Consider the following 14304-nt stretch of genomic DNA (forward strand, 5'->3'; position numbering starts at 1 on the left):
AGTTTCAAGTCTTGCATTGTGCTCAAATTGAACCACAGCCCGCTTTTACAGACAAAATATTAAAGATCTGATGATGTAAAAAGAGTAGGTATCACTTTGATTCATCACGTAGAAAAAGGAGAAAAGAGATGATAAAAGATCTTAATGTCTTTGACAAACACTACGGTTTATTGATCAATGGCGAATGGACGGATGGCTCAGAAGGCAACACCTTAACAGCCCATAATCCGGCAAACGGTGAAGCATTAGCCACTTTTATTGACGCCACCGATGCGGATGTGGATGCTGCCGTAAATGCCGCCAAAGAAGCCTTTAAAACCTGGAAAAATACCAGTGCGACAGAACGTGCCACGATTTTAAATAAAATCGCAGACATTATTGACGAAAATACCGAGTTATTTGCCTTGCAAGAAACGCTGGATAACGGTAAGCCGATTCGTGAAACGCGTGCTGCAGATATTCCGTTGGCATCCGATCATTTCCGTTATTTTGCTAGTGTGATTCGTTCCGAAGAAGGTGTGGCAAACCAACTGGATAGCGAAGACTTGTCATTGATTTTACGCGAGCCGATTGGCGTTGTTGGTCAAATTATTCCGTGGAACTTCCCGTTCTTAATGGCCGCATGGAAAATTGCGCCGGCCTTGGCTGCAGGTTGTACTGTCGTGATTCACCCGTCTTCCTCCACTTCATTGAGCCTGCTTTCTTTAGCGCAAAAAATTAATCATTTGTTGCCGAAAGGCGTTTTCAATGTCATTACCGGCAAGGGCTCCAAATCCGGCGAATACATGTTACGTCACCCGGGATTTAGCAAACTGGCGTTCACCGGTTCCACCGAAATCGGCCGAAAAATTGGTATGGCTGCCGCTGAAATGTTGATTCCATCCACCTTGGAATTAGGTGGCAAATCCGCCAATATTTTCTTTGACGATATGCCATTTGATAAAGCATTAGAAGGCGCACAAAAAGGGATTCTCTTCAACCAAGGGCAAGTGTGTTGTGCCGGTTCACGGATCTTCGTACAAGAAAGCATTTACGATAAATTCATCGCGGCATTAAAAGAAGAATTTAAGAAAGTTAAAGTCGGCTTACCTTGGGAAGATGACACACAAATGGGCGCACAAGTCAACGGAAATCAAATTAAGGTGATCAGTAAATACGTGGATATTGCCAAAGAAGAAGGTTGCCAAATAATCCTTGGTGGCGGTAAATCAACCGACCCGGCATTGGCTCGCGGCGAATTTTTCCAACCGACTTTAATTTTGGCGCAGGACAACAAAAAACGCGTGGCACAAGAAGAAATTTTTGGGCCGGTTGCCGTGGTGATCAAGTTTAAAGATGAAGCAGATGTGATCCAAATGGCAAATGACAGCGATTATGGCCTGGGCGGCGCAGTGTGGACGTATAACATTAACCGTGCGCTACGGGTTGCACGCGCACTTGAAACCGGTCGTGTTTGGGTGAACTGCTATAACCGTTTACCGGCCGGCGCACCATTCGGCGGTTATAAAACCTCCGGCATCGGCCGTGAAACCCATAAAATGATGCTTGCCGCTTATACACAGGTGAAAAATATCTTTATCAGCACCCGTGAAGAGCGTGAAGGCATGTATTAATCTTTTCATTTCCAGCCTAAAAACAAACCGCACTTTGATGTTATCCCTTCAAAGTGCGGTTTGTTTTTAATGTGTTTTTACTTTTCGTCAAAATCACCTGTCAACAATACAATTTCCTGTTTTAATGCATACGGCATATGCCGAGGTCCGCGTACCCCAGTGACACCGAATTGCGCCATTTTCGCGCGGGGAATAAGACGCTTATCGTATTCTTTCAGACAACGAATTTTCATCACCCGTTTCACCTGTAAATCATCCGTACGTTTTTGGTGATACGGAATATTCACCTCCAATACCACACATTTATAACGAATGGCACCCGTAGGTTCGGTAACATACATATACACAATGTCATCCACGGCAATATTATTGCTCTGCTTCCAGTAAATTTCTCCGCCTTCGCGCAAATCTTTCTCCACATCGTAATATTTCGGATTTGCTGGTACGATCCACTCCGTATAACGGGCGATCCCGAGCTGTTTTTTCACTTGTCGGGTAGCGGTGAGATCAAAACTAGCATTTAATAAAAACAGCACGGTATCTTTCTCAACAGAGCCGTCTAGCAACACCGTTAACCAGTGATTTTTGTTCATGTGATAGGCTGGTAGGAATCCTGATTGAGGTAAAAATAAACTCAGCATTTCAGGGGAACATTTCACGTTTATTACCGGCACTTTTCCTGTGCCATTTAGCCCTAATGACGATTTTTCGACATTCATCACAATGGCATACCATTTGCGATTATCGCTATGACGCAATACGGCATAATCTGGATGGGTCTTCCACAAATATTCCGGCTGAGTGCCATATTGGGTGAAGACATACTCGAAAACTTGTTGGGTTAGCTCAGCCATTCCATGTTCCTCTTATTACTTTGATAACATCATTTTACGCCAACTTAGCCCACAAAATAAAAGACATTAATTTCCACATCATTATTGTGCTTTTTAGTTCAACAGGCATATTATATTCCTTGAGTAAGGATGCTATTTAATAAGATGAATAATGGATTATTCGCCGTAGAGAGCAATCTCACTCTAATTAATAAACTCGGAGGAGTTATATGGAAGGGAAAACAATTGCGCCAATTGAAGTAAAAATGGGCTTCAAATGGCAAGGGTTGCTGCTTTCAGTGATTGTCGGGATGGCAATTTGGTTGATTCCAATACCGGAAGGCCTTTCTGCCAAAGCATGGGGTGTGCTTGCCCTCTTTGTTGCCACTATTGTGGCGATTATCGCCAAAGCCATGCCTATGGGGGCGGCAACCTTAGTTGCACTCGTCATTAGCGGTTTAACCGGCTTAACACCGTTATCTCCCGCCAAAGGGGAAGTGGGCATGTTATCCGGTTTCTCCAACGGAACCATTTGGTTAATCGCCATTGCGATGTTTTTATCTCGCGCGGTCATCAAAACCGGCCTGGGAAAACGCATTGCCCTCTATTTTGTCGCACGTTTCGGTAAAAAAATGATGGGCGTTGCTTATGGTATCGCATTAGCCGATGTGGTCATTGGCCCGGGGATTCCGTCTGCCTCTGCGCGTGGTGGCGGTATCATGTATCCCATCATGCAGTCCATCGCTGATGCCTACGATTCCAAACCCGGCCCAACCGCCAGACGTGCCGGTGCATTTCTTGCCATTGCCGTATCACAAATCGACACTATCGTGTGTACCATGTTCCTCACTGCCATGGCGGGCAACCCGTTAATCGCGGAACTTGCCAAAGGTCAAGGCGTTGAAATTACGTGGATGACTTGGTTCTTAGGCGCGATCGTGCCGGGCGTTATCAGTTTGATCGTATTGCCTTATTTCGTCTATTTGATTTACCCGCCTGAACTCAAAGACACCCCGAAAATGGCAGAAATGGCGCGTGAAGAATTGCATAATATGGGACCAATGAGCAAAGCAGAATGGATTTTGGCGCTTGATTTCATCTTATTGTTGTTCTTATGGACCGTAGGTGATTTGGTCTTCCATATTCCGGCAACGGTTTCTGCCTTTATCGGCTTGGTGATTTTATTACTGACAAACATCATGAGTTGGAAAAATATCGTTGCTGAAACCACCGCATGGGACACCATGTTCTGGTTTGCGGTTTTGGTGATGATGGCAAATGCGTTGAATAAATACGGTGCTATTGCCTGGATTTCCAGCCATATTTCCTCCTCTGTGGGGGCATTCAGTTGGCCGGTTGCCTTTACGATTTTAGTCCTAGTGTATTTCTACACTCGCTACTTTTTCGCTTCTGCCATGGCACATATTTCCGCCATGTACTTGGCATTCGTTGCGGCAGCCATTGCCGTTGGCACCCCTCCGATTATTGCCGCTCTCGGCTTAGGTTATACCTCAACCCTCTCAATGAGCTTAACCCAATACGCCGGTGGCCCTGGCCCAGCCCTCTATGGTTCCGGTTATAACTCAACCGGTCAATGGTGGGGCGTCAGCTTCGCCACCTCCATCGTATCCCTCATTATCTGGTTTGGTGTCGGTGGGTTATGGATGAAGCTATTAGGTTGGTGGTAACTATATTGCGGCTTTATCGCTCACCTAAAATTCTTATAAAAAATGACCGCACTTTATTTTTTAACCTAAAGTGCGGTCACTTTTTTTAGTATTTTTAAATTAATCTGCGAGAAATAATGGCCCCATCGGCATTTTCGGCAACGCAAATCGGTCGGGGTAAAGCACATTGACCAAATATAATCCTTCTGGTTTAGCTGTCGGTGCCGCGAGAGTACGATCTTGCTGACCCAACAACCAAGCCAACCATTCCACCGGTTGATTGCCGCAACCTACCTCAATCAGACTCCCCACAATGTTACGCACCATGTGATGAACAAACGCGTTTGCTTGAATATCCACGATGATATATTGCCCCTGGCGACTGACGTTTAAATGGTGCACATTACGCCACGGCGTATTGGATTGGCATTGCGCGGCACGGAAAGAACTGAAATCATTTTCACCGAGCAACGCCTGTCCCGCCTGGTGCATTAATTGATGATCGAGTTCCAAATGGCAATGGGTTATCCCTTGCGGCAAAATGGCCGAACGCAGTTTATTGCAATATAAAATGTAACGATAACGGCGGGCGGTGGCGCTAAAACGGGCATGAAAATCATCATCGACCACTTTCGCCCATCGCACGGCAATATCATCAGGCAAATTGGCATTGACTCCAAAACTCCAGGCTTTCTCAGGGCGATTGGCAGTCGTTTCAAAGTGAATCACCTGCCCTGTGGCGTGTACGCCGGAATCCGTACGACCTGCACAGAAAATACTGATTTCTTCATTCGCTACCGTAGAAATCGCCTGTTCCAATTCAGCCTGTACGCTGGCTACTTTTTCTTGTTTCTGCCAACCGAAATACCGTTTTCCGTCGTATTCTACACCTAATGCAATTTTCATGTTCTGCCCTGATTTTACTTAAAATGGCGTGCATTATAACAAGGCATGGCGGATCTCAAAAACATTCTAAAAACCCACCGCACTTTTGCTGAATTTCACATATAAAAAAAGCAGAGATTGCTCTCTGCTTTTTGGAAAAACGTATAAAAATTAACGTTTGGAGTATTGTGGACGACGACGTGCTTTGTGTAAACCCACTTTTTTACGTTCAACGCGACGTGCGTCACGAGTAACGAAGCCTGCTGCACGAAGTGCTGGGCGTAAGGTTTCATCGTATTCCATCAATGCACGGGTAATACCATGACGGATTGCACCCGCTTGACCGGAAATACCACCACCTTTAACGGTGATGTATAGGTCTAATTTATCAGTTAATTCAACCAATTCTAACGGTTGACGAACTACCATGCGAGCAGTTTCGCGACCGAAATAAACGTCTAATTCGCGTTGGTTGATAACAATCTTACCATTGCCCGGTTTGATAAATACACGAGCTGAAGAGCTTTTGCGGCGACCTGTGCCGTAGTTTTGATTCTCTGCCATATCCTAAAACCTCGTGATTAAATATCTAATACTTGTGGTTGTTGTGCAGCGTGTTGGTGTTCAGCACCTGCGTACACTTTTAATTTACGGAACATTGCACGGCCTAATGGACCTTTTGGCAACATACCTTTAACCGCAATTTCAATCACTGCTTCAGGACGGCGTGCGATCATTTCTTTAAAAGTCGCTTGTTTGATACCGCCTACATAGCCTGTGTGCCAGTAGTAAATTTTATCGCTGTCTTTGTTACCGGTTACAGCAACTTTGTCTGCGTTGATAACGATGATGTAATCACCTGTGTCAACGTGCGGAGTGTATTCAGCTTTATGTTTACCACGAAGACGACGCGCTAATTCAGTCGCCAAACGACCTAAAGTTTTACCTGTCGCATCTACTACATACCAGTCGCGTTTAACCGTTTCTGGTTTTGCTACAAAAGTTTTCATTAATTAATTACCAATATAATAATATTAATACCCAGTGCTTAAAAAAGCACAACCAGTTATCTTAATCTTCACCCCTTCGAGTGCGATCTCGACAAAATAATGCGCGGTGGGAATCCTCAGCATTTACAGGGTCGGACGATTATACAGAAAATTTCACCGAAAAGCTAACGGTTTTACAGGAAAAATACGATAAATTTTGACCGCACTTTGTCTTTTTATTCGTCACTGTCAAATAAAAAATCTAGGGTTTGCGCCCTAAAAGACAAATCACGGAACTGGCTCCAACATGACGGCTGCCTTCATTCATTTCTCGCACATCATGCTCTGCCAATAGCCATTCCAGCCCCAATAATGCTTGTTGCATCTCATCCAAGGTGCCGAGCATTTCAACATGGCTAGGCCCACCGGTGCCATAATGAAGTTGATCGGGATGATAAAACACACCGGCAAACAAGCCGCCCGGTTGCAAGGCATTCACAATACGTTGCATGATTTGAGTCCGTTCCGGTTCCATAAAATGACAAAAGACGGACGTAATGACCGCATAATGCGCCGTTGGCATCGTCATTTCGGCAATATTTGCCAATCTCGTTGTGAATGGCACCTGATAACGATGCGCTAACGCTTCCGCTTTTCGCAATCCCACTTGAGAGAGATCCACGCCTTCCGTTTCTAATCCGTGACGGGCTAAAAAGATGCCATTGCGCCCTTCTCCTGTGGCAACATCCAAAGCTCTTCCCGAGGTTGGCAAGTAAGGCTGAATTCTAGCGATAAATTCATTGGGTTCCGTGCCGAAAATGTATTCTTCCGTTTGATAACGCTCATCCCATTTTGTCATGTATTTTCCTTTATTCTTCTAATAACTGCCCTAATCCGCTTTGACGTTGTACCGGATTTTTCACCGCACTTTCCCATACGCTTTGCAACGCAAATACCGTGAGGAAATCTTTGGTGCGGGTGATTCCCGTGTAAACCAGCTCTTTGGATAAAACCGGGCTATTCTCCAACGGTAAAATCAAGAACGTATGTGGAAACTCGGAGCCTTGAGATTTATGCACGGTCATGACAAAGGCAGTCTCATGATTCGGTACGCGACTAGCCAACACCTTTTTGTAGCTATTTTGTCCTTGTTCAAACCACACGCGCCCATGCTCTAAATAAATGCCGATGTCGCCGTTATACAAGCCGACTCCGCTGTCATTTTGAGTCACCATAATCGGCTTGCCGATATACCATTCCCGTTCCTGATGAAATTGTAACAACCGTTTTTGGCGTAATTTTTCCGCGATAGCCAAATTTAACTGCTCGACACCAAACTCCCCTACGCGTAATGCGGTTAAAAAACGGATATGATTAAACGCAGCAAAAATTGACCGCACTTTATCTTCCTGAAGAACGCCATCAGACGGAATTTGTTGCAAATAGCGCGCGTATTCTTCCGCGGCACGATCGACAATCAATTTCACACAAGCTTTACGCTGTTGCACGTCGTCTTTATTACTCAAATAATGCGCAAAATCCGTTAAGTACACACCACAATGCTTATCTTGATGTTGCTGATATTGTTGCAATAACTGCCAACTCTTGGCCGCATTGCCTAAATTCACTGTCGTTGCCAACTCACCCACTTCCGGATTCGCCCCAAAACGGCGACTGACTTGTAAATAACAAATACTGTCGCTAATGGCGTTTACCTTATCTTCTGATGGCAATGTCATCCCTGTTGTTGCCTGTAAATATTGCGCCATGGACGAGCTGTATGTCGGTTTTGCCGCATTCACAAAACGCCCTAATTCGCCCAAAATAGCACCGGCCTCTACGGAAGCAAGTTGGTCTTTATCACCCAATAAAATCAGTTTGGTTTCCGGTTTGAGCGCATTAAGCAATTTAGCCATTAAGGTGAGATCGATCATGGACGCCTCATCCACCACTAACACATCCAACGGCAATGGATTGTCCGCGTGATAACGGGTTTCTTCACTGAAAAAACGCACACCAAGCAAACGATGGATCGTTTCTGCGTTCATCGGAATTTGCAGATTCTCGATAATTTCCCGCTTATTTGGCTCCTGTGCAAATGTCTGTTTTAAACGTTCCACGGCATCCACAATGGATTCCGTTAAACGCGCCGCGGCTTTTCCTGTTGGCGCAACCAATTTAATGCGCAAATCGTTTTGATACAGTTCTTGCAAGGTTAAAAGCAACTTGGTTACGGTTGTTGTTTTCCCCGTTCCCGGCCCGCCGGTAATTAAACAAAAACGCTGACGTAACGCCATGGCAACAGCGATTTTCTGCCAATCAATGCCCTGCTCTTCCTGAAAATAGCGATCGAGAATCGAGGCAATTTGTGAGAGTTGCTCGGTTGAAAAAACAGGCTCAAAACAGACCGCACTTTTAAAGTAATCGGCAATCCGAAATTCGTCTTGCCACACGCGATAAAAATACAAACAATTAAACTGCAACACCAAAGGCGCAATTTGCTGTAATGGCGAATCAGTAAAGGCGATGTGTTGTACCTTTTGCAAGGTAGATAGCCATTGTGAAATCGGCAAATAATCAATTTTTTGCTGAATTTCCGTCAAATAAATACGTTCGTTGAAATAATCCTGTAAACCGAATAAATCCTGTTCGGTGGACTGATTTAACAGAAGGCAGGTGTTGCCTTGGCGATAATTGAAATTACACAATGCCGCCATCAACACCGCCAAGTTTTGCACAGATGGCGCATAATTAAACGGTTGCTGTTTACGATGAATAAACTCGGCAAAATAATAGTCGGCGGCGTTAATAATGCCTTTTTCTTTGAGTTGAGATAATAAAGTTAACATCAGAACAAATTCTCCAAGGCTTGAATTAACGCATAATCCGGTTTATCAAAAAACACACCGTCCTGATTTTCACCGTTCATGCCGCGTAAGAAACAATAAAACACGCCGCCAAAATGGGTTTCGTATTGATAGTTTGCATCACGTTGTTGCAAATAACGGTGCAATGCCAGCGTGTAAAACAAATATTGCCAGTCGTAATGGTTTGCCAGCATGGCTTGCTCAAGGCTTTTGCCAACATAGTTTTGCGGTTCGACACCGAGAAAATTCGATTTGTAATCCACCAAATAATATTTCCCATTGTGGCAGAAAACCAAATCCATAAAACCGCGTAACATGCCTTTAATCGCATCAAATTGCAGCGCTTCCGATGGCAAATGGTGATGTTTTTGCAACGCCCGATTAAATGCCGTCACATCAAACACCCGATTGAGTTTCAAATAAAACTGCATTTCTTTCACACATTGCTGGCGAGATAAATTGTTCAGCTTCAACGTTGTATCATCTGCACTTAACGGCGTATCTAAAATCGCCTTCATCCATTGTTGTAAGGATGGCAACCAAGTTTCCTCTAACTGTAACCATTGGCAGAGTTTTTGCACTTTGTCTTCATTTAACGGCTGACTAAAATCATATTTTTCCAAGAAACGGTGCAACGCTGTACCGATTTTAATCCCATGCGGAAAATCAAAAGGCGAATAACCGAAAGGATAGGCAGATTCATGACTCACGCTTTCCGCCATGGTTTCTGTCGCTTGCTCGTTAAAATCATAATCTTTGCCGCCATCAAAAACAGGCTCAAAAGCAACCGCACTTTCTGCCGCCAGCTGTTCTTTGTAATATTTTTTATTTTGATGAATCGCCTCAATGGCGCTAAAACTGGTCACCGTCCAGTTTTGTTCAATATGTCCGGTGAATGTTGCCGCGTTTAATGGCGCTTGAGTCTCCGACTGCATTAGTTCATCTAGCGCTTTTAATGCCGTGGTTTCAGAAATCTGAATACTTCCCCTTGGGGCGCGTTGAACCAACTTTTCTAATAGCGGCAAGCTGTCGTAGGCTGTCGGATTGTCATTCGTTTGAATGTCTCCTTGTGTGAGCACATATAACAAGGCACTCCACTTTTTCTCAAAGGTTTTCGGCACACCGATGTTCAACTGATATTTCGCTCGGGTCAGCGCCACATAGAGTAACCGAAGCTGTTCGGCAAAATCCTCTTGTTTTACATCCTTCTCATGAGAACCATCAATATCCCACAGCACCTCATCCCGATCTTGGTCGTAATAAGTGGAAATGTGTTCAGGCCTAAATTTGGAGGCATAACCAATAAACGGCAACCAAACTAAATCGTATTCCAGCCCTTTGGATTTATGAATCGTGACAATTTTGACCAACTGCAACTCACTTTCTAACCGAACTTGTTGTTCTGTTTGCCGATCTTCCCCTTGAATTTGCTTTTCAAACCAACGTAACAATGCGGCTTCACTTTCGTTCAACGTTGCCGCTTCTTGCAATAACTCCGCTAAATGTAGCAAATCCGTCACCAGGCGTTTACCATCCACCGTGGGATACAATTTTTCAGTAATTTTTTCTTGTAGGAATAGCTGGTGCAACATCACTAATACACCTTGTTTTTGCCACGTTTTTTGATAATGAATAAATTTTTCTACCCAATATTCCCAACGGTTTTCGTCTAAACGAATGCGCTGAATATCGGCTGCCGTTTGCGCAAAAATCGCCGTTGCAACAGCATTTAAAATGTTGCGTTCGGAAAATGGATTAAGGCATGCCGTTAAAATCAACAACAGATCTTTTCCTGCATTACTGTCAAACACATTGCTATTTTCAGACAAAAACACGGAAGCAATGCCAAGACGACGTAACGCATTTTTTACCAAATCGGCTTCTTTGCGACTACGCACCAATACCGCAATACTTTCCGGTTTTAGCGTTTTTTCGATGCCTTTTTCATCGGAACGAAAATCAGCGTTATTTTCCACCGCACTTTGCAACCAATGTTGAATAGAAACAGCACAAGCTTTTGCCATATTCTCTTTTACGGAGGCTTCATCCACATAAAACCGTACGGCAGGTTCCACTTCACCGTTTAACCAAAATTTCGGATGATCGTCTTTAGATTCGACCGGCAAGAATTGAATCTTGTTATATAAAAACGGAGGCGGTTCGTGAAAATCAAACAAGTGATTGACACATTGCACAACATCTTGGTGAGAGCGGTAATTTTTTCCTAGATTGAAACGGTGCTGTGCTTCATCAGCCGCTTTAAAGTAAGTAAAAATGTCTGCGCCACGGAATTTATAAATCGCCTGTTTTGGGTCGCCAATCATAATAAAGCCGTTATCAGACGTAGGTTCTAATCGTAGTGGCTCTACATAAACCTTAGAAAAAATCTGATATTGCACCGCATCCGTATCTTGAAATTCATCAATCATGGCAAACGGGTATTGATAACGAATCAACTGAGCAAATTCAGTATTATTCAGATGGCATAAAGCTTCTTTTAACAAGCGCAATAAATCATAAAAACTTTTTTCGCTATGGTTGAGTTTGTATTCTGCTAGCTGCCCATTCAGCGTTTCTAAATAATGAAACCAGAGCGCTTGAGACAGTAAAGCCTGTTGTTCGGAAAATGCTAATAACTCATCAATTTTGATGAAAAGCGGGTGACTCAAAGCTTCCTGTGCTTCCTCGCCTTTCTGTTCATCCATTGCCGTTTGACCGAAGCGGTAAAAACAATCCGGGAAATCTGCTTTTTCGATTCCCGCCCAACGTTTCATGGCGGCAAGCCATTTCGGGCGATTGGCAGATGTGAAACTGCGGCGGTTTAATTTTTGTTCTTTCGTATTCTTATATTTGGTGTTGATTTCTGTTTCAATCAACTCCGTAATTTCCACCTCTTTTTCTAGCCATTTTTGCTTTAATTCCTGAGTTTGCGCGATTAATACTTGCGAGTAATCGGTAAGTTTTGAAAGAAATTCCTCGAAAGTCCCCTCAAAAAAGTGCGGTCGTTTTTCCGGGAGTTTTAATTCGATTCCGGCAAATTTTTTGATTTTTGTCACAATATTGCTTGGTGAAACCAAATTCTTTTGAATAAATTCGACAACAGCATAAGGCTGTGAATAAAAATGCTCACGCCAAATTTTTTGTGCCAAGTGCAATAGCAACTCATCTTCTTCACCGCTTAATTCTAGATTGAAATGAACGCCTGAATTGAAGGCGTATTGCATCAGCATTCGGCGACAGAAACCATGAATGGTATAGATCGCCGCTAAATCCATATTTTGTTCCGCCAAGGTCAGGCGTTGAATGGCAAGCGGTAAGTCGGTGATGCTCGCAACCAATTCGCGTAAAAAATCATCCTGTCCAAATACTGCCGAATCCTGTGTCTGCTGATAAGCCGTCAATTTTTGTTTGGCATCGTAAATACGTTCACGAATTTTGCGTTTCAGCTCCTCTGTCGCCATTTCAGTAAAGGTCACCACCAAAATTTGCTCGACATTCAACGCATAGGGAAAGGTATTTTCTCCTGCTTGCAGTAACAAACGTAAATAAAGGGAACCCATGGTATAGGTTTTGCCCGTACCGGCAGAGGCTTCAATTAGACTAACAGCATTTAACGGGATAGAAATCGGATTGAGTTGTTGCATGGTTAAGATTACGCGAATGAAAAATTTTGAATAAAATAAGGGCGGAACCGAATCCGCCCAATACTCTCGTTAGAAACTAACGACTTTATCTGCCCATAACGTCCATTTAGAAACATCATCTAAGGTGCCGCGAGTCACGCCATCAATTAGCTTTATCTCGGATAAACCACGCGCTTTAGTGCAGCTTGTACAGAGTTTGACTTCAGCACCTTGCGCTATCAAGATTTCCATCACTTGTTGTACGTTAGACCCTTCATTCGGATGTTGACCGGCAATGCCACTTAACACGGAATCACCAAAACAGAACACTTTAATTTCGACTTCTTTGCCATGTTCTTCCTGTAAATTCACGGCTAAACGTAATGCGTTGAAGCTTTTTTCTGTGCCGTATGGCGATTCATTTAAAATAAAAAGAAGTTTTTGCATCATCATTAACCTACCCAGATAAATTTAATTAAGAATAATAAAGAAACCACCCAAACCGGTGCGTTAACTTCGTGCCAACGCCCCGTTCCGAGTTTCATCACACAATAGCTGATGAAGCCAAAAGCGATGCCTTCTGTGATGGAGTATGTAAATGGCATCATAGCGGCAGTAATAAAGGCGGGAGTCGCTTCTGTTAAGTCGTCCCATTGCACTTTAATTAAGCTGGATGCCATCAAAATACCCACATAAACCAATGCGCCCGCGGTGGCATAAGCAGGCACCATGCCGGCTAATGGGGAGAAGAAAATCGTCAGTAAAAACAATAACCCGACAACAACCGCCGTCATACCGGTACGTCCACCGACAGACACGCCTGCACCACTTTCAATGTAAGTACTGATCGCAGAAGTACCGATATAAGATCCGACAACGGCGCTCGCACTATCAACATATAAGGCTTGTTTCATTTTCGGGAAACGCCCTTTTTCATCGCTAAAACCTGCTTTGTCGGTGACACCAAGCAAGGTACCGGACGAGTCAAATAAGTTCACTAATAAGAAAGAGAAGATGATACCAATAAGTGCCGTATCCAAAGCACCGGCAATATCCACTTGGCCAACCACTTGCGTTAATGCCGGCGGCATGGAAACCACGCCATGGAACATCACACTTTCGTCAAAATACAATGCAAGTGCGGTCACCGTGGCGATAGAAATTAACACACCAGAATAAATATTGCGTGCTGCCAATACCACGATAATAAAGAAGCCAAGGATGCCCAATAACACTTGCGGACTGTGTAGATCGCCTAAAGCAACTAAGGTTGCAGGATTTGCAACCACCAAGCCCATATTTTTGAAACCAATTAAGGCGATAAAGAAACCAATCCCCGCGCCGATACCTACTCTCAAACTGAGCGGAATAGATGCCATCAGCCAATAACGAATTTGGAAAATGGTTAATAGCAATAAGCCCACAGAGCCCCAGAAAATGGTGCCCATGCCCACTTGCCAAGAATAGCCAAGTTTACCGACCACTACATAAGCAAAGAAGGCATTCAAGCCCATTGCCGGCGCCAAAGCGATAGGCAAGTTACTGAATAACCCCATGGCAATCGTACCGAAGCCTGCGATTAAACAAGTGGTCACAAAGACAACTTGCTTATCCATGCCCGCATCCCCCAACACAGACGGGTTCACGAAAACGATATACACCATGGTGAAAAAAGTGGTGATTCCGGCAATAATTTCCGTTTTGGAGGAGGTTCCTTTTTCTTTTAATTTAAAGAATTGTTGTAGAAAAGATTGATTTTCCATTGTAATTTCCAATCAGAGACAAAATAAAAACGATGAAAAACAAGGTTATAAGAAAGGTGTTTTT

Annotated in this window: 11 protein-coding genes; 2 read left to right on the forward strand and 9 right to left on the reverse strand. The window is 43.8% G+C overall.

Annotated elements, in window-relative coordinates; translation table 11 throughout:
- Positions 1 to 131 precede the first annotated feature (131 nt).
- Positions 132 to 1613: an aldehyde dehydrogenase family protein gene (locus HMPREF9064_RS04615; RefSeq protein ID WP_197712340.1), complete on the forward strand. Its 1482-nt coding sequence runs from the start codon at positions 132 to 134 to the stop codon at positions 1611 to 1613.
- 77 nt (positions 1614 to 1690) lie between these two features.
- Here the strand turns inward: HMPREF9064_RS04615 and HMPREF9064_RS04610 are convergent, their stop codons facing one another.
- Entirely contained in the window at positions 1691 to 2467 is a 777-nt protein-coding gene (locus HMPREF9064_RS04610; RefSeq protein ID WP_006718328.1) for an MmcQ/YjbR family DNA-binding protein, read from the reverse strand.
- 209 nt (positions 2468 to 2676) lie between these two features.
- Between HMPREF9064_RS04610 and HMPREF9064_RS04605 the strand changes: the two genes are divergently transcribed.
- Positions 2677 to 4134 carry a DASS family sodium-coupled anion symporter gene (locus HMPREF9064_RS04605; RefSeq protein ID WP_006718330.1) on the forward strand — a complete coding sequence of 486 codons (1458 nt, stop codon included), beginning with the start codon at positions 2677 to 2679 and terminating at the stop codon, positions 4132 to 4134.
- Between the two features lie 99 nt (positions 4135 to 4233).
- On the opposite strand, the gene truA is transcribed toward HMPREF9064_RS04605, so the two are convergent.
- From truA to HMPREF9064_RS04565, 8 genes are all read right to left on the reverse strand, one after another.
- The gene (gene truA, locus HMPREF9064_RS04600) at positions 4234 to 5019 is read right to left on the reverse strand and encodes a tRNA pseudouridine(38-40) synthase TruA (protein WP_006718332.1); all 786 of its coding nucleotides are present in this window, start codon (positions 5017 to 5019) and stop codon (positions 4234 to 4236) included.
- Between the two features lie 150 nt (positions 5020 to 5169).
- Positions 5170 to 5562, reverse strand: a complete 393-nt coding sequence (gene rpsI, locus HMPREF9064_RS04595) for a 30S ribosomal protein S9 (protein ID WP_006718334.1) — start codon at positions 5560 to 5562, stop codon at positions 5170 to 5172.
- A 17-nt stretch (positions 5563 to 5579) separates the two neighbouring features.
- Complete coding sequence (rplM, locus tag HMPREF9064_RS04590; RefSeq protein ID WP_006718336.1) at positions 5580 to 6008, reverse strand: 50S ribosomal protein L13; 429 nt, start codon at positions 6006 to 6008, stop codon at positions 5580 to 5582.
- 241 nt (positions 6009 to 6249) lie between these two features.
- On the reverse strand, positions 6250 to 6846 hold the full coding sequence (locus HMPREF9064_RS04585; protein WP_006718338.1) for a class I SAM-dependent methyltransferase: 597 nt from the start codon (positions 6844 to 6846) through the stop codon (positions 6250 to 6252).
- A gap of 10 nt (positions 6847 to 6856) precedes the next feature.
- The gene (gene recD / locus HMPREF9064_RS04580; protein WP_006718339.1) at positions 6857 to 8836 is read right to left on the reverse strand and encodes an exodeoxyribonuclease V subunit alpha; all 1980 of its coding nucleotides are present in this window, start codon (positions 8834 to 8836) and stop codon (positions 6857 to 6859) included.
- The gene (gene recB / locus HMPREF9064_RS04575) at positions 8836 to 12498 is read right to left on the reverse strand and encodes an exodeoxyribonuclease V subunit beta (RefSeq protein WP_006718341.1); all 3663 of its coding nucleotides are present in this window, start codon (positions 12496 to 12498) and stop codon (positions 8836 to 8838) included. The genes recD and recB overlap by 1 nt, the downstream gene beginning before the upstream one ends.
- A 69-nt stretch (positions 12499 to 12567) precedes the next feature.
- The gene (locus tag HMPREF9064_RS04570) at positions 12568 to 12924 is read right to left on the reverse strand and encodes a DsrE/DsrF/TusD sulfur relay family protein (RefSeq protein ID WP_032998143.1); all 357 of its coding nucleotides are present in this window, start codon (positions 12922 to 12924) and stop codon (positions 12568 to 12570) included.
- 5 nt (positions 12925 to 12929) lie between these two features.
- On the reverse strand, positions 12930 to 14240 hold the full coding sequence (locus HMPREF9064_RS04565; protein WP_006718345.1) for an NCS2 family permease: 1311 nt from the start codon (positions 14238 to 14240) through the stop codon (positions 12930 to 12932).
- Positions 14241 to 14304 lie beyond the last annotated feature (64 nt).

The organism is Aggregatibacter segnis ATCC 33393, assembly GCF_000185305.1.
Taxonomy (GTDB): Bacteria; Pseudomonadota; Gammaproteobacteria; order Enterobacterales; family Pasteurellaceae; genus Aggregatibacter; species Aggregatibacter segnis.

Bases quoted from the DNA above. Each gene is read 5' to 3' on its own strand.
- HMPREF9064_RS04610 (WP_006718328.1), bottom strand. From the start codon at position 2,467: ATGGCTGAGCTAACCCAACAAGTTTTCGAGTATGTCTTCACCCAATAT.
- HMPREF9064_RS04605 (WP_006718330.1), top strand. From the start codon at position 2,677: ATGGAAGGGAAAACAATTGCGCCAATTGAAGTAAAAATGGGCTTCAAA.
- truA (WP_006718332.1), bottom strand. From the start codon at position 5,019: ATGAAAATTGCATTAGGTGTAGAATACGACGGAAAACGGTATTTCGGT.
- rpsI (WP_006718334.1), bottom strand. From the start codon at position 5,562: ATGGCAGAGAATCAAAACTACGGCACAGGTCGCCGCAAAAGCTCTTCA.
- rplM (WP_006718336.1), bottom strand. From the start codon at position 6,008: ATGAAAACTTTTGTAGCAAAACCAGAAACGGTTAAACGCGACTGGTAT.
- HMPREF9064_RS04585 (WP_006718338.1), bottom strand. From the start codon at position 6,846: ATGACAAAATGGGATGAGCGTTATCAAACGGAAGAATACATTTTCGGC.
- recD (WP_006718339.1), bottom strand. From the start codon at position 8,836: ATGTTAACTTTATTATCTCAACTCAAAGAAAAAGGCATTATTAACGCC.
- recB (WP_006718341.1), bottom strand. From the start codon at position 12,498: ATGCAACAACTCAATCCGATTTCTATCCCGTTAAATGCTGTTAGTCTA.
- HMPREF9064_RS04570 (WP_032998143.1), bottom strand. From the start codon at position 12,924: ATGCAAAAACTTCTTTTTATTTTAAATGAATCGCCATACGGCACAGAA.
- HMPREF9064_RS04565 (WP_006718345.1), bottom strand. From the start codon at position 14,240: ATGGAAAATCAATCTTTTCTACAACAATTCTTTAAATTAAAAGAAAAA.